The organism is Amycolatopsis pigmentata, from assembly GCF_042684065.1.
Classification (GTDB): Bacteria; Actinomycetota; Actinomycetes; order Mycobacteriales; family Pseudonocardiaceae; genus Amycolatopsis_E; species Amycolatopsis_E pigmentata.
Window position 1 is genome coordinate 751,935 of sequence record NZ_JBHUKR010000006.1, and the last position, 24,193, is coordinate 776,127.

Sequence of the window (24,193 nt, forward strand, 5' to 3'; positions counted from 1 at the left end):
GATCGTCGGCCTCATGGCGACGACAATGGCGGGCGTCGCAGTCGCCGGCGCCGTCATCGCTCCCGGGTCGCTCGACATCCGGGTGCTGTCCAACCGAGCTGACCTGATCACCGGTGGCGACGCGCTCGTCGAGGTCGCGCGGCCGCCGCACACCGACGCCGACGATATCCGGGTGAACATCGATCGGCGCGACGTCACGTCCGAGTTCGCGGTCCGCGCGGACGGTCGTTATCTCGGCTTGGTCACCGGGCTGAAGAACGGCGAGAACCGGCTCACGGCAAGCCTCGGGGATCGGCAAGCCACCATCGCCGTCACCAATCACCCAATCGGCGGGCCGGTGCTGTCCGGACCACAGGTCACACCGTGGGTGTGCGAAACCGAGAAAGCCGGCCTCGGCCCCGCTCAGGACGCGCAGTGCGACGCACCGACCAAAGTGGACTACCTCTACAAGTCCACAAGTGCCCAAGGCGGAGCGCTGCTTCCCTACGACGTCCACAACCCCCCGACGGATGTCACCACTACGACCACGGACCAGGGCAAGACGGTGCCCTACATCGTGCGCCGGGAAACCGGCACCGCGAACCGCGGGATGTACCAGATCTCCGTGATCTCCGACCCCCGCACCGAGCCCAAGCCTTGGGCGGGGCCCGAAGGCTGGAACCGCAAGCTCTACTACATCTTCCAAGGCGGCGCCGCCGCCATGTATCGCCAAGGTGTCGTGGCAGGTACCACCGGCCAAGGCAGTTATTCCTTTATACCTGACTTCGCGTTGTCGCGTGGGTTCGCCGTTGCCACCTCGACCCTGGGGGTGGGCGGCCAGAACACCAACACCGTCGTCTCCGCGGAAGCACTCATGATGGCCAAGGAACGCATCGCCGAGGAATTCGGCGAAATTCGCTACACCATGAGCACCGGGTGCTCCGGCGGCTCGGTCCAGCAACATGTCATCTCCGACACATATCCCGGACTGCTCGACGGAATTCTTCCTTCCTGCGGGTACGAAGATTGGCTGGCCTTCGACTCCGAAACCGTCGACTGCTCGCTGTTCGACAATTTCTGGAACCGGGACCCGGGCTCGTGGAGCGCGGACGACCGCGAGGCCGTGATGGGCGGATCCGGGGCCAACTGCGGCAAGTGGAAGGGCGGCCAGTACGCCAGAATGATCAATGATCCCCGAATCGGCTGCACCACGGGCCCCACGGGAGTCGAGCCGGACTGGGTGTACGACCCGCGCCGTAATCCCGACGGAACCCGCTGCACCTTCTGGGACCAGCAGGTTTCCATCTACGGCGAGCGCGACAAGCGGTCGTGGGGGCCTGTGGAACACCGGATCGGCCACGGCTTCGCCAACCGGCCGGTCGACAATGTCGGTGTCCAGTACGGTCTCGAAGCCGTCGAGTCCGGGAAGATCACGCCCGAGCAGTTCGTCGCGCTCAACGAACAGGTCGGCGGCTACGACATCGACATGAATTGGACCCGCTCGCGCAGCACTGCCGACCCGGCCGCGCTCAGCTCCGCCTACCGGACGTTCTCGACCTCGGGCGCCCATCTCGCGACGGTGCCGATCATCGACTACCGGGTGAACATGGACCAGGCGGGGCACCCGGCCTGGCGCTCGGACGCCGTGCGCCGGCGCCTCATCAAGGTCAACGGTAACGCCGACAACCAAGTCATCTGGAAGTCCGGCACACCCTTCGATCCCTTTACCGGAGCGGGCGCGGACGGACAGAAGGAGCATACCGCGCTCACTGAGAAAGCGTTCGCCACGATGGATCGCTGGTTGACGGCCATCGAAGCCGACGAATCGGGCAAACCGCTGGCGGCCAAGGTCGTCGCGGACAAACCGGCCGACGCGGTCGACACGTGCTGGATCAACGGCGTCGCGACCACCGACCAGCAGAAGTGCGCCAAGGAGATGCCGAATATCGGCAATCCTCGCATGGTCGCGGGTGGCCCACTCAGCGACGACGTCCTGAAATGCCAGATCAAGCCGCTCGGGCGCAGCGACTATCGGGTGAAGTTCACTGACGACCAATGGCGGCGGCTGCAGCGCACCTTCCCCGACGGTGTCTGTGACTATGGCAAGCCCAGCGTCGGTTATCAGCTCGCCCAGCCCTGGCTCACCTTCCGCGACGGTCCAGGGGGCCGGCCACTCGGCGACCCGCCGCGCTCCACCCGGGCATAGCAGAAGCCCCTCCCTCGACGCGCATCTTGTCCACGGTCGCCAACCCTGGGTCGTGGACAAGATGCGCATCTCTACGACAAGGCAAGCTTTTTGTGCGGCTGCGCGATGAAACGACCTCGGGCAAAAGTGCGAGCGGCTACCTCTCCGTGGAAATGAGCGTGTACTGCAGCGCCCACCACACTTCCAGGATGGTGACGGTGTCTCCCAAGTCGGCTCCAGTCATGCTTTCGAAGCGTTCCAGGCGGTATCGAAGCGTGTTGACGTGCACGTTGAGCGTTCGGGCGGCGACCGGAATGGAACGTCGTCCGTCGAGATATGCTCGCACGGAGTCGACCACGGTCTCGCCGATCCCGGATTCGGCGAGGACCGGTGCGATGTACTTGTCGTAAAGGGTTCGCCCCAGCCGGTCATTCTGCGCCACAGCGATGCGCATCGGCATATCCGCCACCTCGACCAGGCCGTGCATCTCGTACTGGACGGCGATGTCGAGCAGGTTCGTCGCATCGACGAAGCTCCGGTGCAGTTCGCTCGCGGTGACCGGGCCGTCGACCGCCACGAGGGCGTTGGACGGAACATGGTCCGGCCGTTGACCGATCACGCCCGCGACATCGCCACCCACAATTCCGAGGAGGGGAGCGAGTGCCCGGGAGGCCGTCGCGCGGGTGAGCCTGGGGACGAGTTCTTCCGTCGTGCCGCCGTGCACGGATCTGCCCCGCAGCACCCAATATTGTCGCCCCGGCCGGATCCCGTAGGCGGAGCCTCCCTCGACCAACTCGTTCTCCCGAAGGGTTCCGGCGAGGACGTTGTGCAAAAAGGTGAGGCGCTCCCGTTCCTCCCGGCGTACGAGATCGAGGTCGACCTGATGCCGGGCCGACACGAGTTCGCTGCTGAACCGGTCGGTCAGTTCCCACAGTCTCCGTGTCCCCAGAAGCACGGATTCCAGCGGAATGCTCATCTTCGCCGCTTCCGCGAGGAATTCGTCGCGGAGGAGTCCCAGCACGGCACGGTACGCCTCGACTACGTCGTCGGACGGGATACCCTGCAGCGCGCGACGTCGGCCGCTCTGTCGCTCGTCCTCGATGATCTCCGGTGGCAGCCGGGCAGCCCCCCGCAGGCTCGTGACGACGCGGACCACGTTGCGCTCGCACGATCGCCGCAGGTCCTCCTCGGGGACCCGCCGGTACGAGTGGAATCGCCGCAGCGCGGTCAGTTGTTGGTCGACCAGCCGTGGGGTGGCCTGCTCCATCCGCAGCGCGACGGTGACCAGTTCCTGGTCTTCACTGCTCACCACTTCACCACCCTTCCTCTTGTACCCAGCTACAAAACGCGCGAGGCAGGCTGGTAACGCGATCCATTGTGGCACACCTGCCGGCGGACCAAACTTGGTAACACAGCAGGCCGGCATCGACGACGATCGCCTTCGCCGCATCTCCTCGCTGGACACCGGAAACGCGCATGTCAATGAGGACACCCATGTCCGGAACAGGGCCGCAATGACCGCTGTAGAACCCCCCGGCTCCCGCCTGTCGACGCACGTCGGCACGCATGGAGCACGCCGAGCCTTTGTCGGTGCCACGATCGGCAACGCTGTCGAGTGGTACGACTTCGCTGTCTACGGTTTCGTAGCCCCCTACATCGGGGCGAGCTTTTTTCCCACCGGGAACAGCACGACGGAACTGCTCAGCAGCTTCGCGGTTTTCGGTCTCACGTTCCTGGTGCGCCCGCTGGGCGGGCTCATCTTCGGGCCGCTGGGCGATCGGGTCGGCCGCAAGCGCGTGATGGTGCTGGTACTCGTGGTGATGGCGGTCGCCACGACCGTCGTCGGGTTGCTGCCCGACTATCGCACCATCGGTGTCGCCGCGCCTGTGCTGCTCGTGCTGCTGCGCTGCCTGCAGGCCCTGTCGGCTGGTGGTGAGTACGGCAGTGCCAGCACCTTCATGGTCGAATACGCGGGTCCGCGGCGACGCGCGCGGGGCTCGAGCTGGATGATGTTCTCCGCCGTGCTCGGGTTCATGGCCGGCAGCGGGATCGCGGCCGGGCTCGCCGCCGCGGCCGGCACTGGCGCGATGTCGGCGTGGGGCTGGCGGATCCCGTTCCTCGTCGCGGCGCCGCTCGGGGCGATCGCGTTGTACATCAGGCTGAAACTGGAGGACACCCCGGAATTCCGGGCTCTGCGCGCCCGTGACGCGTTGTCTCGCACGCCGCTGCGGGAGACGTTCAAACTGCCGCGCACCTTGGCGGTCACCGCGGGCATCGGAGCCCTCCACGCCACGGCTTTCTACATCGTGATGTCGTACATGACGACCTATATCGCTTCGGTCCTGCGTCTCGGGTCGGCCTTGGCGCTCGCGTCGACCTTGACCGCCGGTGCTGTCGCGCTGGTGACGCTCCCGGTGGTGGCCACCGTGGCGGACCGGGTCGGCAGGCGAGCGGTGTTGCTGCCGGTGGCCGTGGCGACCGCGGTCTGCGGTTACCCGATTTTCCTGCTGATCTCGACCAGGACCGTGATCGCCGTGATCGCCGGGCATGCTCTGCTGGCGGTACTGCTCGCCGCCTTCATCTCGACGTCGGTGACCACGATGGCCGAGGTGTTCCCGGCCAAGCTGCGCTCGAGTGGCGTATCGGTCGGGTACAACCTGTCGGCGGCGCTGTTCGGCGGGACCGCGCCGTTCATCGCGACATTCCTGGTCAGCAGCACGAAGAACATCCGGACGCCGGCCTGGTATCTCGTCTGCGTCGCCGTCATCGCCGTGATCGCCGTGGCCGCGCTCCGCAAACCGGAGGAAGGAGCCTGAGGTGCGCGAGGTCTACATCGTGGCTGTCGGGTGTACGCCGTTCGGCAAGCATGCCGACCTGGGATTCCGGGAACTCGCCCGGCAGGTGGTGGATCTCATCGCCGCGGACGCCGGCCCGGATGCCGGGGCGGCGATCGGCGGCGAGCTCGACACGCTGTGGTTCGGCAACTGCTTCATGCACGCCTGGGGACAGCCCAACGTCCGGGGGCAGATGGTTCTCGTCGATCTGATGGACGAGGGCAGACTTCCCCGGCGACTCCCCGTGACGAATGTCGAAGCCGCGTGTGCGACGGGATCCCTGGCGTTTCACGGCGCGGTGAAGGACATCCGGAGTGGGGAAGCGGAGCTGTCACTCGCGCTGGGCGTGGAGAAACTTGTCCTTCCGGCAGCGGCCGGGGCGGACAGACCGACACCGATGAGCCTGCTGGCCGGTTGTGCCGACAACCTCAGCCACGAACGGTTGCTCGATACCTATCGCATCGCGGCAGGCGAGGTCGGCCGGACCATCGAGTTCGGCCCCGACCGCAGCATGTTCATGGACACCTATGCCACCCAGGCGCTTCTGCACATGAAGGAGTTCGGCACGACCCGCGAGCAGATCGCCGTCGGCAGCGCCAAGAACCACAACTACGGGGCACAGAATCCGCTGGCGCAATATCGCTTCACCACTACCCCTGACGCGGTGCTGAACGATCGCGAGATCTCCTATCCCCTGACCCGGTCGATGTGCTCTCCGATCAGCGATGGCGCGGCGGCCGCGCTGGTGTGCTCGGGCGATTGGCTCGAGCGTCAATCCCCGGCCGTGCGGGAGCGTGCGGTCCGAGTCCGGGCGACCGCTGCCGCCGGTGGAACCTACCTGCGTGCGTCCTCCGACCCGACCCTCAGCCATGAGGCGGCGGCTCGGGCCTACGCCCGGGCAGGGCTGAAACCGGCCGACGTGGACGTCGCCGAGGTGCACGACGCCACGTCGTTCGGCGAGATTCTCCAGGTCGAGATGCTCGGTTTCTGCCGGCCGGGGCAGGGTGGCGCGTTCGTCGCGGACGGAGCCACCGGACCCTACGGCGTCGTACCAGTGAACACTTCGGGTGGCCTGGTTTCCAAAGGCCATCCCGTCGGGGCCACCGGGTTGTCCATGATCTACGAGTTGACCCGCCAGCTTCGCGGTGAAGCGGGCACGCGCCAGGTCGCCAATGCGCGTATCGGGCTGGCCGAAAACGGCGGAGGGGTCATCGGCCTGGAGGAGGCCACGTGCGCGGTGTCCATTCTGGAGCGTTCCGCATGACACCGCTTGGGCCGACTCGCGGCTGTCAAGGTGCTTACAGCGACATCGCGGAGGAACGCGCATGACAGGCGCGCACGAGGCCAGTGGCCGGCTCAGCGGAAAAGTGGCGCTTGTCGTCGGGGCCGGCTCCTCCGGCCCCGGTTGGGGCAACGGCAAAGCGGCGGCCGTGCTCTTCGCCCGCGAAGGCGCGCACGTCGTCGCCGTCGACCGGGATGCCGCTGCCGTGGCCGAGACAGTCGCCCTGATCGAGCGCGAAGGTTCCACAGCGATCGCCGTCGTCGGCGATGTCACCCGGCCGGAGTCGTGTGAGGAGATGGTGGCCGCTGCCACCGAAGTCCATGGCCGGCTCGACATCCTGCACAACAACGTCGGGATTCTCCGCCAGGGCGGTGTCGTCGACCAGTCGCTGGATGATTGGCATGCCGTGATCGACACCAACCTCACCGGAACCTACCTGACCTGTAAGGCGGCTATTCCCGCCATGCTGTCCTCCGGGGGAGGCAGCATCGTCAACGTCTCCTCGGCGGCCGGGATGCGGTACCTCGGCGTCCCTTACGCAAGCTACGCGGCCTCGAAGGCGGGCCTGCTCCAGCTCACTGTGACCACGGCTGTGGAGTACGCGGCGCGGGGGATCCGCGTCAACACCGTTGTGCCCGGGCTGATCGACACGCCCATGGTCGCCGGTTCGTTGCGCGGTGCCTATGGCGACGACGAACTCGAGGAATTACGCCGGGTCCGGAACGAACAAGTCCCGATGGGACGGATGGGCGAGGCCTGGGACGTCGCGCACGCCGCGCTGTTCCTGGCCTCGGACGACGCCAAATACGTCACGGGCACGCAGCTCGTGGTGGACGGAGGATTGACCGCCAAATGCTGACCGGTGACCCCGACGACAACGTCGCACAGCTGTTGTGGCGCCATGCTCGCCGGCACCCTGACCGGCCGTGCCTGACGGACCTCGACTCGCCGGAAGGTGCCCGGACCCTCAGCTACGGGGAACTGACGGCACGTGTCGCCGGCCTCGCCGGAGGCCTGCGTGACGCGGGCATCCGGGCGGGGGACCGTGTTGCGGTGCTTCTGCGGAACTCCGTGGAGTTCGTGGAGACCTTCCTAGCGGTCGCGGCCGTGGGCGCGGTCGTCGTCCCCTTCAACGTCCGGTTGCGCGAGGACGACTTCCGGCACATGCTCGTCGATTCGGGAAGCCGGCTCCTCGTCACTGAGGCCGGACACCTAGACGCCGCGCCGACGCTCCGGGAAGTGCCTGGCCTGCGTGTGGTGCTGGTGGACACCGACGGCGGTCTCGATCCGCTGCGGGCAGGGCCGATCGACGAGCCCGCCGAGCCACCGGAAGGCGGCCTGTTGTCCCTGATGTACACGAGTGGCACCACCGGTGCGCCCAAGGCTGTCATGCTCACCCACCGCTCTTGGCGCGCGGTGGCGGCGACAGCGATGTCGGTGCTCGGGTTCGCCAGTGACGACGTGGTCCTGCACGTCGCCCCGCTCACACACGGCGCCGGATTCATGCTCTTGCCGACGCTCGCCGCCGGCGGGCACAACCTGCTGTGCGGCTCCTACGACGCTGCTCGCACCGCTCGACTCCTGCACTCGGCGAAGGTGACCGGTCTTTTCCTGGTCCCGTCCATGATCCGGATGTTCCTCGACGAACTGGACGAAGACTGGCAGATACGCGAAGGCTTTCGGTGGTTGTACTACGCCGGTTCGCCGATCGACCAGAGCACTCTGCGCGAGGCGACCGCGGCTTTCGACGGCCACGTGGTGCAGTCGTTCGCCCAGATGGAGTCGCCGATGTTCCTCACTGTGCTCGACAGTGCCGACCACCTGCGCGCGTTACGGAACCCGGACTCGCCGGTGATTCGCTCGGCCGGTCGCGTACTGCCCGGGGTGGAACTGTCTATTGTGGACCCAGATGGTACCCCGCTACCGCCGGGCAGCGACGGTGAGGTCGTCGCGAGGGCACCACAGATGATGGCCGGCTACTGGGGCCGTGCGAAGGAAACGGCGGCGACACTGGCCGACGGCTGGCTGCATACCGGCGACATCGGTCACCTCGACGAGGACGGATACCTCCATGTCGTCGATCGGCTGAAAGACATGATCGTCACCGGTGGGTCCAATGTGTACGCCCGTGAGGTCGAGGAGGTCCTGCTGACGATCTCGCGGATAGGCGATGCCGCCGTCATCGGTACGCCGGACCGGATCTGGGGCGAGGCGGTGACCGCCGTGCTCGTGCCGGACGGCCGGCCGCCGGCCGACGACCAGATCATCGAGGCATGCCGTCGCAAACTTCCGGGCTATCGGATCCCGAAACGCATCATTTGGGTGGCCGAACTACCTCGTAATGCCTACGGCAAAATCCTCAAGCGTGAGCTGCGGGAGCGATACTCCACGCCAGGTCGCTAGCCGCGCCGTGCACGTCGTCGCACCACCAAGCAGAGAAACGAGAACGGAAATGTCGGAACAGACTGTGGATCGGGTCGAGGGGAAATGCGAAACCGGATTTGAGCCGGTGCGGGACGTATTCGCGAGCAACCTCGGCGAACTGGGCGCCGGTGGCGCTGCGTTCTCGGTCGTTCACGACGGCCGCACGGTCGTGGACCTGTGGGCCGGGACGTCCGGTCAAGGGCGATGGTCGCGCGACACACGCGGGGTGTACATGTCGGCGACGAAGGGGGTCACGGCCGCGGCGTTCGCCCACCTGATGGATGTCGGTCTGCTCGATCCGGACAAGCGTGTCGCCCACTACTGGCCCGAGTTCGCGAAGGCGGGAAAGGAGGACAGCACGGTCGAACAGCTGATGACCCACTCGATCGGGCTCCTCGATTTTCCCGGCTACGAGCGGATCGTGTCCGCCAACGGCGACGGCTGGGCCGAGACCGGCGCGATCCTGCGGCAACTGGAGATCGGCGAGCCCGAGTGGGTACCGGGTACGGCACACGCCTACCACGGGCTCACCCTGGGGTGGCTGCTCGGCGAACTGGTACGTCGAGCAGCCGGGAAGTCGCTCGGCGCCGTCGTCCGGGACGACCTCGCGGCGCCGCTGAACCTGGAGATGTCGCTCGGCACGCCCGTCGCCGAACAGGGGTCCGTCGCGCGGATCCGGCCGGCCATGCCCTCGGCGACGCCGGCCGACGCCGCCGGCGACCCGACGAATTATCCGTTGCTGGCCCGGATGCTCCTCACCGTCGACGGCGAGAACATGCTCACCCGGGCCGACCAGTTCTTCAACCGCCCGGACATCCTCGCCCTCGAACTCGGCGGCTCGAACGCCACCGGTACGGCACGCGCACTCGCGCAGATGTACGGGGCGTTGGCGCTCGGCGGCGTCCTCGGCGGCACTCGCATCGTCTCCGCCGCGGCCGTGGCGGACGCGACGGCCGAACGTCGTCGCGGCACCGATGTCGTCTGGGGTTACGAGACCGCCTGGGCGCTCGGCTTCGCCCGACCCAACCTGGCCGAGCCCACGAGGAGTTGGGTTCCCGCACCGCACGGCGACGCCTTCGGTTTCCCCGGTTGGGGTGGGCAGATCGGGTTCGCCGACGTCGAGGCCAAGACCGGATTCGGCTTCGTGCGCTCACATCCCTCCGACGAATCGCCGCTGGGGCGGCTGCTCGTCGCGGCGTCCTACGACGCCCTCTCACACCGGTAAGAAGAACACGAGGAACAGGAGAAGACATTTCATGACCGGAATCGACGGCAAGGTCGTGGCCATCACCGGGGCCAGCAGCGGTATCGGCGCGGCAATCGCGTTGGAACTCGCGGCACGCGGCGCGGCGGTGGTGATCGGTGCCCGGCGCACCGACCGGCTCGACGCGCTCGTCGAACGGATCCACGCGGCCGGAGGGCGCGCCAAGGCGGTGACTGTGGACGTCACCCAGCGCTCCGACCTCGAGCGACTGGTCACCACGGCGCTCGACCGGTTCGAACGACTGGACGTCCTCGTCAGCAACGCCGGCATCGCCCGGACCGCCCCGATCGCCGAACTCGACGTCGACAGTTGGGATGCCATGATCGACGCGAATCTGCGCAGTGTGCTCTACGGAATCGCGGCCGCTCTCCCGGTGTTCCGCCGGCAAGGGCGTGGGCACCTGGTGACCACCGTGTCGACATCGGGTCTCAAGATCGTTCCGATGCAGGCCGTCTACGCCGGCACCAAGAACGCGGTCCGGACACTGCTGGAGGCGCTGCGTCAGGAGTCCACCGACGGCGTCCTGCGCACCACCTCGGTCTCCCCGGGCCTCGTCCGCACCGAACTCGTCGACTACGTCACCGATCCCGAGATCAGGAAGCTCGCGCAGGAACGGATGGCAACCGGCATCGCGCCGGAGGCGGTCGCCCGTGCCGTCGCGTTCGCGATCGAACAGCCCGACGACGTGGAAATAGGCGACATCGTCATCCGGCCAACGACGCAAAACTAGTGTCCTGCGTCAGAAATTCGTCGGCAGAAGGACGCGAGTGACCCGAGGATCTCCGCCGCGGTCTTGGTCCGGATGAGGCTTGGGATCGTCGTTCCATTCCTTGATCCACGAGCGGATGTCGGCTTCGCCGTTCTGCGGTCGTTGTGGGCCAAGGGAAAGGTCGTCGACCGACATGGCAAGCGGCCATAAGCACGAGGAGTTGTTGCAGTTCGCGATGGGCTGCGTAGACGCTCAGGCTGGCGCATCCGCTTTGGGTCCAGGCGCAGCAGGGTGCAGAACGCCTGAGCGAGGACGGTGAGGGTGACATGGCAATGCCAGCCGGTGAAGCCGCGTCCTTCGAAGTGGTCCAGGCCGAGACCGGTTTTGAGTTCGCGGTAATCGTGCTCGATGCGCCGGCGGATCTTGGCCAGCCTCACGAGAGGCTTGAGCGGGGTACTGGCTGTCCATAGTGGTCAGCCAGTACTCGATGGGTTCGGACTGGTTTGGCGGCCGTTCGGCGATCAGCCACTCGTCAGGCAGGCTACCGTCAGCGGCGCGGGGAATGTGCCGGTCGGCGGGGCGCACGCGGATGGCCAGGAAGCGCGAGCGTATCGCCGCGGTCGGGTTGTTCTTGGTTTTCTTGCTGCCCCGTCACCAGGTGACCAGGCGGCAGGCGCCACGCCCCGCGGCCAAGGCCAGGCCCCGCAGGGTGACCGCCTGGTCGGGGTAGCGCGACTTCGGCGGGCGCATCATTCACCGGGCGACCCCGCCCGGTGAATGATGCGCCCGCCGAACTCCAAGCCCGCCTCTACGAACTCACCAAACTCAGCGTCCACGTCGACCACGAAACAATCACGCGGTGATCACCATCACCCTGCCCGGCGAGAAAATCGACGACATCGCCACCGCGGCCGGAGACGTGGGGGAGCGGGCCATAGTCGCCCCGCCTACACGGCGAAACCGCAGGTCGGTTCTGGTATGAATGCTGTACGTGCCCCCGGTGAGATTCGAACTCACACTGGACGGGTTTTGAATGGGTGCTGGATCTATTCGACGACCTGCAGTGATGTCGCACTAGGCCGACGATCGGGGGGTGGCTGGGGAAGTTTGGCGAGGCCACACTTCGACTATCGGGTACAAAAGGCATGAACGAGCGGTGATGGTGCGCGACACTCGGCCATGTTCCGCGCATCGATCGTCATGCTTCGTGTGGATGATGACTCATCTTGAGGGAGATCTCCTCCAGCTTGTGCTTAGCTTCCGTGCTTCCATGGTTTGCTGCTATCGAGAACCAGCTCCGGGCCGTATCGAAACGTCGCTCTACTACCATTGCGTCACCGACCGTCAGCTGGAAGTCGACGCCCATTGAGCTGATGGCTTGCATTAGCGGTGCATCTGCGGACAAATCTTCTTTATCCCGTCCGATTTGATCCAAGATGAGAAGTGTTGTTGCGTCGACGGGCTGCCTCGGTTGTGCACCCATTGAGCCGTCAACCCGATGTTTCAGTTCTTTGAGGAGGATGCGCAGATCTAATTCGTTTGAAAGAAATGCACAAGGTATGCACACCTTCACGAGCGTGCAAGCATATGCTAAGGTGACCAATCGACTTCCGTTGTCCATGTAGTCGCGCCCTATCTCACCTTCCTCTAAATAGCGTACTAGTTGGTCCTCCATGATTGGATGTCCTTGAAATGAGGCCATCACGGCGCAAGCGAGGAAGTATGGACTTTCTACCGAAATATTGTCGGCGAGAGTATGCCACACCTCTCCCGGGATGAAGCTGAACCGGCTAGTCGTGTCAACTGTGTCACCGTCGGCTGTTGTCGACGTTAGGAACGTTCTACTTTGAGCGTAGTCAACCAAGTAATCGAACGGTAGGAGATTTCCATCGTCTGCCTTTATGAGGCAAGCGCTAGCTCCATGTATGGGTTCCGTGGCCCACCTTAAGGCTGTATCGAAGTTCATGTCAGGATTTAGGCTCATGTCGCGAGCGCTAATGTAGCCGAGGCATGCTTCTCTCAGCCATGAAAAAGGTATTGGCGCCAAGTATCCGGTACGGTGGAAATCTACGGCAGCAGATACCAATGCTGCGCCCAGTCTATTGCCTCCCTCGGCCCCGGTAAGCCATTTTTGAACAGAAGCAGGACCTGCGGCTATTATCTCGACAACTCCATTGGCTTCATTCCGTGAGTCTAATGCAAAGGCGATCCTCGGGTCGTCCTTTAGCTGATAGGCGTTGAATAGCTCACTTTGTGTAAGGTCTCTAGGGAGGTGGACGGTAGCGAAACTGAGAAGAAACCTGCTTAATTCTGTCGCAAAAGCGCCAACACCTGGAATTGACGATTGCTGTCCGATGGATTCACGTTGTCGAGACCGTATCGTTGCAACGATCCTTACGCTAGTCTCGTGGCTTACAAGGACGCGTAGAAGACTATCGTCAAGGCCGTCTGGAGAGAGGTATCGCTCAAGGTCGTCTAACCAGATTATCCTATCTTTAAAATTGTAACCCGCCTCGATTGCATCCCTCAAAGTGCGGCCATCTTTGGGTATTACAATTCTTTTTCCTTTTTTCTTTTTTGTGTACTGAAAGACCGCCTCGTAAGCCGTGCGCGTTTTCCCCGACGCTGAATCACCTTCGATGATTATCAAGCCGTCGTTCTCTAGATTTCTGAGAATTTCGCCATCTGCATCTCGTGAAATGTATGGAGGAAGTTTTGTTGCTCCGTTAACTTGCATGGCGGCATGAATGCGCAAATCTCGAAACACGTCAAGCTTATTTATGGACTTGTCGATTAATGCGCCTGTTCGGCGAAGTGAGTCAATGTTCTGCTGATTCTCGGACTTTCGTCGCGCTGTCAATGTAGGCCATTCGGCGAGGGGCTTGGCTACGGTCGAAGCCAGTGTGGCGGCGGCACTAACGGCGACAGCTGGCCAGCCAACGAAACTGGCTAGGCGTCCCATGGACGTTAGCGCAGAGCCGAGGCCAGTCAAGGTCAGGAGACCTAGTATGAGCAGCACTCGAGCACGCATGTCTCCCCCGGTTCTCAGGCCGTCCAAACGGGCGCCGGTGACGGCTGGCCCGTCATTTGACTCGCCCGATGGTACGAGGTAAACGGTCGCGGTCTCTCATCGGGTATCTATTGGCAAATAGCTAACAAGTATCGTGGAATCGGTCTCCGTGATCGGCTGTTGTACGTGTGACGGAGTTCAAATGTGGCCGGCAGCGCAGGGTCGTCCGTCGTGAAGCCCAGTGGATGGGGGCTTGCTTACGGTGGCGTGTGCTGGAACCGGCCAGTTGGCGCCACGAACGGTTCCGCATATCCGGAGACATCGGGATGGAGGGGTCCGGCATAGGGAGCCGTCCCGGTGGTTCACAGAGACGGTGAGCGCAGCGCCGAGGCCGAGCCTCGTGAGAGGCTAGCGCCGAAGGGGTGTGAAGCAGTTGCGAGGGACGCTGTCAGGCTCTTGATCAAGACGGCTGAAGGGGTAGCTAGTTGGCGAAGGTAGCAGTATTGACCGAGGAGACCGCATTCCGAGTACTCACGACAGTCTGCGAGAGCGTCGGCCTCGATCCGTCCAGCGCTGAGTTGATCAGGATCGGCTCGAACGCGGTGTTTCGCCTGGTCAAGCCCGTAATCGTTCGCATCAGTCGGGACGGGGAGGTCGTCGACAACGCCCGCAAGCAGGTCGCGGTGGCGCGCTGGCTGGAGGCCGAGGAGTATCCGGCGATGCGGGCCCTGGACGTTGACCAGCCGATCGACCTCGACGGCTACGTGGCGACCCTGTGGGAGTCGGCGTCGGAGCGAGAAGAGTACGCGCCATTGACCCAGGTCGCGGACCTGATCCGCAGGCTCCACGAGCTTGAGGCGCCCCGGTCGTTCTCGCTGCCGGAGAAACGGCCGTTCGACGAGTTGGACCGCAGGCTTCGCGACAACCTGGAGCCAGCTCAAGGCGGTGCCCGAGCGGCCCACGCCGGAGCAGGTGGCCACCGCGCGGGAGTTCCTGTTCCACTGCTTCCTGCGGGACTTCCCGTGGCGCTCCCACGCCGACAAAGCCAACTACCTCGCGCTCCTGGCCACGCCGATCATCCGGCCCTTCACCCGCTGCCTGTCGCCCTTCGGCCTGATCGAGGCGTCCATGCCCAGCTCCGGCAAGACGATCCTGACCGGGTGCGTCGGGCTCCTGGTGGGGCAACGGGTGCTGACATGGACCGACAGTGAGGACGAGCTCCGCAAGTCCATTACCAGCGTGCTGGCCGAGCAGGGCGGCGCCGTGGTCTTCGACAACGTGGTGGAAGGGCACGTGATCGAGTCGGCCGTGCTGGCGCGGCTGATGACCGAGCGGACCTGGACCGACCGGCGGCTGGGCAGCAACACCGCCGCGTCCTTTCCCAACGACCGGTTGTGGCTGGCCACCGGCAACAACCTGCGCACCGGCGGGGACATGGCTTCCCGCACCGTGTGGGTCCGCCTGGATCCCGACTGCCCGCGGCCGGAGGCCCGCACCGGTTTCAGCATTCCTAATCTTGACACCTGGATCCTGGATCCGCGCAACCAGGCCGTGGTGTTGTGGCACCTGCTCGTGCTCATCCTGGACTGGACCGCCGCAGGGGCGCCCACTGCCACCAGCGTGCCCGCCATGCGGCAGTTCACCCGCTGGGCTCAGCACCTCGGTGGCTTCCTCGAACACCACGAGGTGCGCGGCTTCCTCGACAACGCCGAAACCGGGCGCGCACTCGACGACACCGCCGCGGAATGGCGAGCCTTCTTGCTGGCCTGGCACAACCTCCACGGCTCCCAGCCACTCACCGCCCAGCAGGTACGGGATAGCGCCGACACCTTCGTCACCCCCGACCCCTGGGCCGGCACCTTCCCCACCACGGCAGTCGGAAAGCCCATCACGCCGAAGTCCCTCGGATGCCGACTGACCGGGCAGATCGACCGGTGGCGCGACGATCTTGTGTTACGCAGCGCACTCGACTCCCACACCAGGATCAACACCTACTGGGTCGAACGAGCCGACGACAACACCACCCCCCGCAAATAAACCCAGCAAAGCCAGCAAACCCAGCAAGACACCTTCTGGCCAGCGTAAACACTGCTGTTCTTGCTGCTGGGTTTCGAGCGGAGACAGGACCGTAAACCCAGCAAACCCAGCAAAACTGCTGGGTTTGCTGGGAGTCGCTAAACCCCGCTCACCACCAAACCCAGCACTCAAAACCCCAGCTCATACCCCGTTTGCTGGGTTTGCTGGGTTAAAAACCGCCTTCCCCGCTCGCTACACGTACGGCCCACCAACCTGGGCCACCCCCGTACCTGCCGAAAGCCGACCACGATCACAACCCGTCACCAACCGCAGGAGGCACCCATGACCCGACGCCCGGTCCACGTCGGTGACAGCGGTAAGGAGGGCTCGCCAGAATGGCCGCCGGACGTCAGTACCTCACCCTCGAACAGTTCCTCGACGAGTTCCAGGTAAAGCGCTCCACGTTCTACGACTGGTGTGCGAAGGGCACCGCACCGCGACGGTTCAAACTGCCGAACGGAAAGATCCGCATCCGTCGAACCGACCTCGAATCGTGGCTCAGCGCGTGCGAGGTGTCCGAGGAGGTCGCGGCCTGATGGATCTCAGCTACGACGTCAAGATCTGGAATCTCGAGCGCCGTGTCGGCAAGACCAGGACCACCTACCCGTGGTCTGGTTCGTCGGCACTGCGCGGTTTCCTCGAACCTTCCAGAACAAGGCTCTTGCAGACAGCTTCCGTTCGGACCTGGTTGCCGCGTCCCGCCGGGGCGAGGCATTCGACCGGGAGCAGGGATTGCCGGTCTCGATGCTGCGCAACGAAGCCGAGATGCCGTGGTTCGACTTCGCCTGTCAGTACGTCGACATGAAGTGGCCCCGTGCGGCAGGGAAGTCCAGGGCTGGCAATGCCGACGCCTTGGCGTCGGTCACGCCGGCCATGCTCAAGACGGAATGGGGAGCACCGGACGCGAAGGTGCTCCGCCGTGCCCTGACGGGATGGGCGTTCAACACCAAACAGCGCAACAATGCCATGCCCCGGGAAGTCGAGCAGGCGTTGCGATGGCTGCGAGCGAATACACTGCCCGTGTCGCGGCTCAATGATGTCGCGATGCTGCGTGTCGTTCTGGAACGGATGTCGTTGAAGCTGGACGGCACCCAGGCCGCGGCGAAGACGGTGAATCGGAAGCGAGCCACCCTGTTCAATGCGCTGGAATACGTGGTGGAACTGAAGCTGCTGACTGCGAACAAGTTGCCGGAGGTGGAATGTTCCGCACCGAAGACGGTGCGCGCGATCGACAAGCGGGTGGTGATCAACCCGCAACAGGCGAGAAAACTGCTCGCCGCGGTGAAAGCGCAAAAGATCGAGGGGCAACCTCGGCGATCGTCTGGGCCGATGCTGGTGGCGTTCTTCGCAGTCATGTACTACGCGGCGCTGCGTCCCGAAGAGGCCGCGATGCTGCGTAAGCAGGACTTGCAGCTTCCCGAGAGAGGTTGGGGCGAATTGCTGCTGTCCGAGACGGCGCCGGTGACCGGGGCCGCCTGGACCGACAGTGGTAAACGGCGCGACCGGCGGCAGTTGAAGCAGCGGGGAAAGGGGGAGGTGCGGCCCGTGCCGTCGCCGCCACCGTTGACCGCGCTGCTGCACAGTCATCTTGCCGCGTTCGGCACGGCCGGGGACGGACGGCTGTTCCGGAGTCTCACCGGTGGCGAGCTCTCCGAATCCACAGTTGGACGGGTGTGGGACAAGGCGCGCGAAGCGGCACTCACAGAGGATGAGTACGTTTCACCACTCGCGCGGCGACCGTATGACCTTCGGCACGCCTGCGTGTCCACCTGGCTGGCCGCCGGGGTGCCCTCGACCCAGTGCGCTGAATGGGCTGGCCACTCGGTCGCGGTCCTGCACCAGATCTACGCGAAGGTCGTTGCCGGGCTGGAGTCGGCCGCACACCAGCGGATCGAGCAGGCGTTGGACTGGCGCGGCGACGACCCCGGCCCAGGGGGCGAATAGGGGGCACGCGACCGTACGCGCCCGGACATGGCCCGGACACCACCGGACAACACAAGATCGGTCCCTCACCGTGTTTCGCCTGGTGAGGGACCGATCGGCTGTTGTCAAAGATGGTGCCCCCGGTGAGATTCGAACTCACACTGGACGGGTTTTGAATCCGTTGCCTCTGCCAGTTGGGCTACGGGGGCGACGACGCAGACTGTACGCGGCGGTCCTGGGGGCGGGTGCGGCGGGGTAGCCCTCCGTGACCGTTGTTTACACCGCGCGGGCGAACGGCACCACGTGGTGAACGCCATCTCAGGGTGACGGCCCGTTCCCGGTAGGCTCGTTTTGCGGCCACGCCGCACTTTCCCCGTTCCGTCGAGCACGCAGGAGGACCCCGGTGACCGAAGAGGCCGGTGGTGTCGCCCCCGCGCCGCAGCGTCGGGTGCTCGTCGCCGAAGACGAAGCACTGATCAGACTCGACCTTGTCGAGATGTTGCGCGAAGAGGGTTACCAGGTGGTGGGCGAGGCAGGTGACGGCGAGGAGGCCGTCAAGCTGGCCACCGAACTGAAGCCGGACCTTGTGATTCTCGACGTCAAGATGCCGAAGCTGGACGGCATCGAGGCGGCCTCGAAGATCACCGGTGACCGGGTGGCGCCGGTCGTCATTCTCACCGCGTTCAGCCAGCGCGACCTCGTCGAGCGGGCGCGGGACGCGGGCACGATGGCCTATCTCGTCAAGCCTTTCGCCAAGCGTGACCTGGTCCCGGCCATCGAACTGGCGATCAGCCGGTTCGCCGAGTTGCAGGCGCTGGAGGCCGAGGTCGCCGGGCTGACCGACCGGCTGGAGACCCGCAAGGTCATCGACCGCGCCAAGGGCCTGCTGATGACCAGGCAGGGGCTGTCCGAGCCGGACGCCTTCCGCTGGATCCAGCGCACCGCGATGGACCGCCGCACCACGATGAAGGCGGTGGCGGAGGCCGTGGTCGAGAGCATCGGTCAGCGATAAGCCGTCCGGTCCCGGGCGCGCGGATGCCGACGAGGCGGGATCCGCGCGCCGGGGCAGTCAACCGTTAGCTCGCTCGGTGGCTTGATGGTTACTTACCGTCGCCGCAGGATGTTGCCATTGCGCATCCGGGTGTAACGAGTGCGTGAATCTTCCCAACCTCCGTCACGATGTGGAAACAAGACGGAGGTGACGCTGTGCAATCCGGGTGAACCCGGTTTAGCGTCATCCGCCAAGTCAGCCCCTCACGGGAGCGGGCCGCGGCTGTGCGCCCCGCAGACATTGGGAGGAAATGAGTGTCAAGAGCACGACTCACCGGGGTCTTGGTGCTGGCGGCGGCGGCATCGCTGGCACTGGGTGCCTGCGCCGCGCGCGACCAGGGAGGCTCCGCCGGTGGCAACACCGCCTCGGCCGCGGCACCCTCGCAGGCGGCCAACGCCGCGGACCCGAAGGGTGACGGCAAGGGCCAGTGTTCGAATGTCTCGCTCGCGTACGCCGGCACGATCAACGGTGGCAACGCGGCGCTGGGTGTCAACATCCTCAAGGGCGCCGACCTGGCCATCAAGCAGCACAACCAGGCCAACCCGAACTGCCAGGTGACCCTGAAGCAGTTCGACACCGAGGGCAAGCCGGACAAGGCGCCCGGTGTGGTCACCCAGGTGATCGGCACGCCGGACATCCTCGGCGTCGTCGGGCTGCCGTTCTCCGGTGAGTCCAAGGCGGTCGGTGACCTGTTCAACAACGCGGGCCTGGTCACGATCACCCCGTCGGCCACCGCGGTCTCCCTGACCACCCACGGCTGGAAGACCTTCTTCCGTGGCATGGGCAACGACTCGGTGCAGGGACCGGCCGCGGCGAAGTTCCTCACCGACACCCTCAAGGCCTCCAAGGTCTGCGTCATCGAGGACGACTCCGAGTACGGCACCGGCCTGGCCTCCCAGGTCACCCAGGCGCTCGGCGCCAAGGCCACCTGCTCGGACAAGGTGAAGACCGGGCAGACCGACTTCTCCGCCGTCGTCAACAAGGTGCAGTCGGCGAACCCGGACGCGATCTTCTACGCCGGCTACTACCAGGAAGCCGGACCGTTCGCGCAGCAGCTCAACGACAAGGGCGTCAACGCGAAGTTCGTCGGCCCGGACGGCGTGAAGGACATGGAGTTCGTCAAGGGTGCGGGTGCCACCGCGGCGGCGAGCGCCTTCTTCACCTGCCCCTGTGTCCCGGAGGACAACTTCAAGGACTTCACCAGTGCCTTCACCGCGAACGAAGGCCAGGCTCCCGGCACCTACTCGGCTGAGGGCTACGACGTCACCACGATCCTGCTCAAGGGCCTCGACAGGGGCTTGAAGGACCGGGCCTCGCTGCTGGACTTCGTCAAGAACTACGACGGCCAGGGCCTGACCAAGCATTTCAAGTGGAACGCCCAGGGTGAGCTCTTCGACACCCCGGTGTGGAGCTACAAGGTGCAGAACGGGAAGATCGTCAACAACGGTCAGATTTCCTAGTCTCACCGGAAACGGGCATGCACGTCGGTCACCGGGCCGGCGTGCATGCCTTCTCCATAGGCACACGGGGATCCCGTTCGCGATCGCGCGCGTGATCACCCACGACACCCGGACAGATTGAGTGAACCCTTGAACCCCGCGATGACCGCATCTCTCGTCCACGCCGAGAGCTGGATCCAGTTCGACGTCCACGGCCTGGCCGAGCAGTTCTGGAACAACACCGTGGACGGCCTTGCCCAGGGCGGGATCTACGCTCTGGTCGCGCTCGGCTACACGCTGGTCTACGGCGTGTTGAAACTCATCAACTTCGCCCATTCGGAAGTTTTCATCGTCGGCGCCTTCGCGACGTGGCTGACCTTTTACGTGCTGGGTTTCCGCGCGGGAACCGCGGTCGAGTTGCCGCTGCTCGAGGTGATCGGCTTTCTGGTGGTGGCCGGCCTGGTGGCGATGGTGGCCTCCGGCGCGGTGGCGGTGGTGCTGGAGCGGGTGGCCTATCGCCCGCTGCGGAACCGGAACGCGCCCCGGCTGGTCTTCCTGATCACCGCGATCGGCGCGTCGTTCGCCATCCAGCAGACCTTGAAGCTGATTTTCGGCCTGAACCAGCAGCCGCAGATCCGGTTGTTGCGGCCGACACCCGTGTTCGAAATTTTCGGCGCGACGGTGACGAACGTCTACCTGATTTTGTTCGTCGCGGCCATCTCGTTGTGGTTCGTGACGGACTACTTCGTGAACCGGACCCGGCTGGGCCGGGGCATTCGCGCGGTGGCGCAGGATCCCGACACGGCGACCCTGATGGGCGTGAACAAGGAACGGGTCATCATCGTGACGTTCCTGGTGGGCGGGCTGCTGGCGGGGGCGGCGGCGTTGTTCTACATGATGAAAATCCCGCAGGGCGCCATCTACAACGGTGGTTTCCTGTTGGGTATCAAGGCCTTCACCGCGGCCGTGCTGGGCGGCATCGGCAATCTGCGCGGAGCGCTGGTCGGTGGACTGGTGCTGGGGCTGGTGGAAAACTACGGGCAGTCGTTGTTCGGCGGTGAATGGAAGGACATCGTCGCGTTCGTGGTGCTGGTCGTGGTGCTGATGTTCCGGCCCACCGGCATTCTGGGCGAGTCGCTGGGGAAGGCACGCGTATGAGCACGCGGATGGGTCTTCGTGAGCGCTGGAACAGTCTCTCCCGTCCGGCGCAGTGGGGCGTGCTGGTCCCGGTCGTCGTCCTGGTCTATTTCCTGCCCGTGCTCGATCCGCCGATCATCGCGACCACCGGCACCGACTTCCCGACCGCGATGTTCGACGTGGCCCGCTACGCGCTGGTCGCCATCGGCCTGAACGTCGTGGTCGGCCAGGCGGGCCTGCTGGATCTGGGGTATGTCGGGTTCTTCGCCGTCGGCGCCTACGTGACGGCGTTGTTCACCAGCCCGAGTTCGTCCCTGCACAAGCTGCCGTTCCTGTGGACGCTGCCGTTGGCGATGGTCGTCACGATGATCTTCGGCATCGTCCTGGGCACGCCGACACTGCGGTTGCGCGGCGACTACCTGGCGATCGTGACGCTCGGGTTCGGGGAGATCATCCGGCTGCTGGCCGACAACGTCGATCCGTTGCGCGGACAGCGCGGATTCGAGCGGGTCGGCACCGACAACGCGGGCCAGCCGCTGTTCGGCAACGCGACGCAGTGGTACTGGCTGACCGTCACGATCATCATCGCGGTGCTCGTTCTCGTGGGAAACCTGGAGCGCTCCCGGGTGGGGCGGGCGTGGGTCGCCATCCGGGAGGACGAGGACGTCGCCGAGATCATGGGCGTGGCCACCTACAAGTTCAAGATCTGGGCGTTCGTGATGGGCGCGGCGATCGGTGGCCTGTCCGGCGCGCTGTACGCGGGCAAGCTGGGCTTCGTCAACAACCAGTCGTTCGACGTGGTGACCTCGATGCTGTTCCTCGCCGCGGTGGTCCTGGGTGGCGCCGGAAACAAGGTGGGCGTGCTCCTTGGCGCGGTCGTGGTGGCCTATCTGCCGCTGCGGTTCGTGCAGATCGCCCAGTACAACTACCTCATCTTCGGCATCGCCCTGATCGTGCTGATGATCTTCCGGCCCCAGGGTCTGCTCGGCTCGCGTCAGCACCTGCTCGCCTACGGCAGGCGCGCCTACCGCCGTCTCCTCGGCCGTCCCGACCAGATCAGCGGCGAAAGCGCACTCGGACCGGAACCGGTAGGGAGCGAGCTATGACCCATCGACGTGACGACGTGCCCGTGGAAGGCGGTCTGGTGGCCGAGGTCGCGCAGATGACCGAGGCGGAACTGGCCCAGCACGAGGCGGAGGTGGCGGAAGCCGTCGCGCCAGACCGGGAAATCCAGGTCGAGGTCGGCGAGACGCTGCTGGAACTGCGCGACGTGACCCTGCGCTTCGGGGGCCTGACCGCGCTCGACTCGGTTTCCTTCGGCATCCGGCGCGGCGAGATCCTGGGCCTGATCGGGCCCAACGGAGCCGGCAAGACGACCTGTTTCAACGCGATGACCGGCGTTTACCGGCCGAGCGGTGGACAGGTGCTGCTCGAGGACCGTCCGCTGGGCAAGGCCTCGCGGCACAAGATCACCCGGCTCGGGATCGCCCGCACCTTCCAGAACATCCGGCTGTTCGGCGAGATGACGGCGCTGGAGAACGTGGTCGTCGGTGCCGACGCCCGGAACCGGACCAGCGTGGTCGGTGCCCTGCTCCGGTTGCCGCGGCATCATCGCGAGGAACGGACGGCCGTGGAACGGGCGATGGCGCTGCTGGAGTTCGTCGGCATCGCCGACCGCGCCGCCGACAAGGCGAAGAACCTGCCCTATGGCTACCAGCGGAGGCTGGAGATCGCCCGCGCGCTGGCGACCGAGCCGAAGCTGCTGTGCCTGGACGAGCCGGCCGCCGGGTTCAACCCGGCCGAGAAGGAGGAGCTGATGGAGCTGATCCGCAAGATCCGCTCCGACGGCTACACCGTCCTGCTCATCGAGCACGACATGCGCCTGGTGATGGGCGTGACCGACCGCATCGTGGTGCTGGAGTTCGGCAAGAAGATCGCCGAGGGCCTGCCCGCCGAGATCCGCGAGAACCCGGCGGTGATCGCCGCCTACCTGGGAGTGCCCGAAGATGACGCTGCTTGAGCTCGACGACGTGTCCGTCCACTATGGACGGATTCAGGCGGTGGCCGGGCTGTCGTTCACGGTCGCCAAGGGCGAGATCGTCGCCCTGATCGGCGCGAACGGCGCGGGCAAGTCCACCACGATGCGCGCGATCTCCGGGATCCGCCCGGTGTCCACCGGCCGGATCGTCTTCGACGGCGAAGAGATCACCAGGCTCCGCGCCGATCTGCGCGTGGTTCGCGGGATCTCGCAGGTCCCCGAGGGGCGTGGCGTGTTCCCGGGCATGACGGTGGCGGAGAACCTGGACATGGGCGCCTACGCCCGGAAGGACCGCAACAACCTGCAGGCCGACCTGGACCGGGTGTTCGAATTGTTCCCCCGGCTCCACGAACGGCGGAGCCAGGCGGGCGGCACGCTCTCCGGCGGTGAGCAGCAGATGCTGGCCATCGGCCGCGCACTGATGGCCAAACCCAAGCTGCTGCTGCTGGACGAACCCTCCATGGGCCTGGCGCCTCAGTTCATCCAGCAGATCTTCCGCATCATCACCGAGATCAACGAGCAGGGCACCACGATCCTGCTCGTCGAGCAGAACGCCCAGCAGGCGCTGTCCCGGGCGGACCGCGCCTACGTGCTCGAAACCGGCCGGATCGTCAAGACCGGCACCGGACGGGAACTGCTCGCGGACTCCTCGGTCAAGGAGGCCTACCTCGGCGTCGCCTGAGAGACCACCTTCAGACCCGGAGATGCGTTGCCAAGGTGAGTGGTCGAACCCGCCTCCCGAAGGTACCCGATCTCGGGGGCAGGGCTCCGATCATCGAAACGAGCCGCAAAGACGGTAGGCGAGCCCTGGCCACGAGATCGGGTGGGCGGGTTTCAAGACA

General features: G+C 65.3%; 18 protein-coding genes, 1 tRNA gene and 2 pseudogenes. 17 read left to right on the top strand and 4 right to left on the bottom strand.

The genetic code is table 11. The features are described 5' to 3' along the window. Positions 1-13 precede the first annotated feature (13 nt). The gene (locus ACFSXZ_RS11360; protein ID WP_378264150.1) at positions 14-2,185 is read left to right on the top strand and encodes a DUF6351 family protein; all 2,172 of its coding nucleotides are present in this window, start codon (positions 14-16) and stop codon (positions 2,183-2,185) included. A gap of 136 nt (positions 2,186-2,321) precedes the next feature. On the opposite strand, the gene ACFSXZ_RS11365 is transcribed toward ACFSXZ_RS11360, so the two are convergent. After that, positions 2,322-3,473: a PucR family transcriptional regulator gene (locus tag ACFSXZ_RS11365; protein ID WP_378264152.1), complete on the bottom strand. Its 1,152-nt coding sequence runs from the start codon at positions 3,471-3,473 to the stop codon at positions 2,322-2,324. 94 nt (positions 3,474-3,567) lie between these two features. Between ACFSXZ_RS11365 and ACFSXZ_RS11370 the strand changes: the two genes are divergently transcribed. The 6 genes from ACFSXZ_RS11370 (at position 3,568) to ACFSXZ_RS11395 (ending at position 10,698) form a co-directional block, all read left to right on the top strand. After that, positions 3,568-4,980, top strand: coding sequence for an MFS transporter (locus ACFSXZ_RS11370; protein ID WP_378264154.1), 1,413 nt, complete (start codon positions 3,568-3,570; stop codon positions 4,978-4,980). A 1-nt stretch (position 4,981) separates the two neighbouring features. Further along, positions 4,982-6,262 (top strand): thiolase family protein, encoded by a 1,281-nt coding sequence (locus ACFSXZ_RS11375; RefSeq protein ID WP_378264156.1) that lies wholly within the window; start codon positions 4,982-4,984, stop codon positions 6,260-6,262. A 61-nt stretch (positions 6,263-6,323) separates the two neighbouring features. After that, complete coding sequence (locus tag ACFSXZ_RS11380; protein WP_378264158.1) at positions 6,324-7,139, top strand: SDR family NAD(P)-dependent oxidoreductase; 816 nt, start codon at positions 6,324-6,326, stop codon at positions 7,137-7,139. Further along, positions 7,133-8,683 carry a class I adenylate-forming enzyme family protein gene (locus ACFSXZ_RS11385; RefSeq protein WP_378264160.1) on the top strand — a complete coding sequence of 517 codons (1,551 nt, stop codon included), beginning with the start codon at positions 7,133-7,135 and terminating at the stop codon, positions 8,681-8,683. The genes ACFSXZ_RS11380 and ACFSXZ_RS11385 overlap by 7 nt, the downstream gene beginning before the upstream one ends. Positions 8,684-8,732: 49 nt before the next feature. Continuing rightward, positions 8,733-9,929 (top strand): serine hydrolase domain-containing protein, encoded by a 1,197-nt coding sequence (locus ACFSXZ_RS11390; RefSeq protein WP_378264162.1) that lies wholly within the window; start codon positions 8,733-8,735, stop codon positions 9,927-9,929. 31 nt (positions 9,930-9,960) lie between these two features. Then, positions 9,961-10,698 carry an SDR family oxidoreductase gene (locus ACFSXZ_RS11395; protein WP_378264164.1) on the top strand — a complete coding sequence of 246 codons (738 nt, stop codon included), beginning with the start codon at positions 9,961-9,963 and terminating at the stop codon, positions 10,696-10,698. A gap of 248 nt (positions 10,699-10,946) precedes the next feature. On the opposite strand, the pseudogene ACFSXZ_RS41270 reads toward ACFSXZ_RS11395, so the two are convergent. Further along, positions 10,947-11,424, bottom strand: a pseudogene (locus ACFSXZ_RS41270) (IS701 family transposase); the annotation flags it as partial. 112 nt (positions 11,425-11,536) lie between these two features. Between ACFSXZ_RS41270 and ACFSXZ_RS11400 the strand changes: the two are divergent. Continuing rightward, positions 11,537-11,659 carry a hypothetical protein gene (locus ACFSXZ_RS11400; protein WP_378264166.1) on the top strand — a complete coding sequence of 41 codons (123 nt, stop codon included), beginning with the start codon at positions 11,537-11,539 and terminating at the stop codon, positions 11,657-11,659. Between the two features lie 216 nt (positions 11,660-11,875). Here ACFSXZ_RS11400 and ACFSXZ_RS11405 read toward each other — a convergent pair whose 3' ends face one another. After that, on the bottom strand, positions 11,876-13,414 hold the full coding sequence (locus tag ACFSXZ_RS11405; protein WP_378264168.1) for a hypothetical protein: 1,539 nt from the start codon (positions 13,412-13,414) through the stop codon (positions 11,876-11,878). A 1,218-nt stretch (positions 13,415-14,632) separates the two neighbouring features. On the opposite strand from ACFSXZ_RS11405, the gene ACFSXZ_RS11410 reads away from it, so the two are divergent. The 3 genes and pseudogenes from ACFSXZ_RS11410 (at position 14,633) to ACFSXZ_RS11420 (ending at position 17,707) form a co-directional block, all read left to right on the top strand. After that, positions 14,633-15,724: a hypothetical protein gene (locus ACFSXZ_RS11410; protein ID WP_378264170.1), complete on the top strand. Its 1,092-nt coding sequence runs from the start codon at positions 14,633-14,635 to the stop codon at positions 15,722-15,724. A gap of 374 nt (positions 15,725-16,098) precedes the next feature. Next, complete coding sequence (locus ACFSXZ_RS11415; RefSeq protein ID WP_378264172.1) at positions 16,099-16,299, top strand: helix-turn-helix transcriptional regulator; 201 nt, start codon at positions 16,099-16,101, stop codon at positions 16,297-16,299. Further along, positions 16,299-17,707: pseudogene (locus ACFSXZ_RS11420) on the top strand (tyrosine-type recombinase/integrase). The gene ACFSXZ_RS11415 and the pseudogene ACFSXZ_RS11420 overlap by 1 nt, the downstream one beginning before the upstream one ends. A 111-nt stretch (positions 17,708-17,818) precedes the next feature. Here ACFSXZ_RS11420 and ACFSXZ_RS11425 read toward each other — a convergent pair. Further along, a tRNA-Leu gene (locus tag ACFSXZ_RS11425) sits at positions 17,819-17,895 on the bottom strand. A 194-nt stretch (positions 17,896-18,089) separates the two neighbouring features. Here ACFSXZ_RS11425 and ACFSXZ_RS11430 point away from each other — a divergent pair. The 6 genes from ACFSXZ_RS11430 to ACFSXZ_RS11455 all read left to right on the top strand — a co-directional run bounded on the left by ACFSXZ_RS11430 (position 18,090) and on the right by ACFSXZ_RS11455 (position 24,033). Continuing rightward, positions 18,090-18,698 carry an ANTAR domain-containing response regulator gene (locus tag ACFSXZ_RS11430; RefSeq protein ID WP_378264174.1) on the top strand — a complete coding sequence of 203 codons (609 nt, stop codon included), beginning with the start codon at positions 18,090-18,092 and terminating at the stop codon, positions 18,696-18,698. Positions 18,699-19,021: 323 nt separating this feature from the next. Next, positions 19,022-20,197, top strand: a complete 1,176-nt coding sequence (locus tag ACFSXZ_RS11435) for a branched-chain amino acid ABC transporter substrate-binding protein (RefSeq protein ID WP_378264780.1) — start codon at positions 19,022-19,024, stop codon at positions 20,195-20,197. 141 nt (positions 20,198-20,338) lie between these two features. Then, complete coding sequence (locus ACFSXZ_RS11440) at positions 20,339-21,334, top strand: branched-chain amino acid ABC transporter permease (protein ID WP_378264176.1); 996 nt, start codon at positions 20,339-20,341, stop codon at positions 21,332-21,334. Continuing rightward, positions 21,331-22,419, top strand: coding sequence for a branched-chain amino acid ABC transporter permease (locus tag ACFSXZ_RS11445; protein ID WP_378264178.1), 1,089 nt, complete (start codon positions 21,331-21,333; stop codon positions 22,417-22,419). Before ACFSXZ_RS11440 ends, ACFSXZ_RS11445 begins: the two co-directional genes overlap by 4 nt. Further along, positions 22,416-23,333 (top strand): ABC transporter ATP-binding protein, encoded by a 918-nt coding sequence (locus tag ACFSXZ_RS11450; protein ID WP_378264180.1) that lies wholly within the window; start codon positions 22,416-22,418, stop codon positions 23,331-23,333. The genes ACFSXZ_RS11445 and ACFSXZ_RS11450 overlap by 4 nt, the downstream gene beginning before the upstream one ends. Then, positions 23,320-24,033: an ABC transporter ATP-binding protein gene (locus tag ACFSXZ_RS11455; protein WP_449224273.1), complete on the top strand. Its 714-nt coding sequence runs from the start codon at positions 23,320-23,322 to the stop codon at positions 24,031-24,033. The genes ACFSXZ_RS11450 and ACFSXZ_RS11455 overlap by 14 nt, the downstream gene beginning before the upstream one ends. Positions 24,034-24,193: the final 160 nt, after the last annotated feature.

Excerpts from the sequence above, each read along its gene's own strand:
- ACFSXZ_RS11385 (WP_378264160.1), top strand. The coding sequence starts at position 7,133 with ATGCTGACCGGTGACCCCGACGACAACGTCGCACAGCTGTTGTGGCGC.
- ACFSXZ_RS11455 (WP_449224273.1), top strand. The coding sequence starts at position 23,320 with ATGACGCTGCTTGAGCTCGACGACGTGTCCGTCCACTATGGACGGATT.
- ACFSXZ_RS11445 (WP_378264178.1), top strand. The coding sequence starts at position 21,331 with ATGAGCACGCGGATGGGTCTTCGTGAGCGCTGGAACAGTCTCTCCCGT.
- ACFSXZ_RS11395 (WP_378264164.1), top strand. The coding sequence starts at position 9,961 with ATGACCGGAATCGACGGCAAGGTCGTGGCCATCACCGGGGCCAGCAGC.
- ACFSXZ_RS11390 (WP_378264162.1), top strand. The coding sequence starts at position 8,733 with ATGTCGGAACAGACTGTGGATCGGGTCGAGGGGAAATGCGAAACCGGA.
- ACFSXZ_RS11380 (WP_378264158.1), top strand. The coding sequence starts at position 6,324 with ATGACAGGCGCGCACGAGGCCAGTGGCCGGCTCAGCGGAAAAGTGGCG.
- ACFSXZ_RS11440 (WP_378264176.1), top strand. The coding sequence starts at position 20,339 with ATGACCGCATCTCTCGTCCACGCCGAGAGCTGGATCCAGTTCGACGTC.
- ACFSXZ_RS11360 (WP_378264150.1), top strand. The coding sequence starts at position 14 with ATGGCGACGACAATGGCGGGCGTCGCAGTCGCCGGCGCCGTCATCGCT.
- ACFSXZ_RS11405 (WP_378264168.1), bottom strand. The coding sequence starts at position 13,414 with ATGCAAGTTAACGGAGCAACAAAACTTCCTCCATACATTTCACGAGAT.
- ACFSXZ_RS11450 (WP_378264180.1), top strand. The coding sequence starts at position 22,416 with ATGACCCATCGACGTGACGACGTGCCCGTGGAAGGCGGTCTGGTGGCC.
- ACFSXZ_RS11415 (WP_378264172.1), top strand. The coding sequence starts at position 16,099 with ATGGCCGCCGGACGTCAGTACCTCACCCTCGAACAGTTCCTCGACGAG.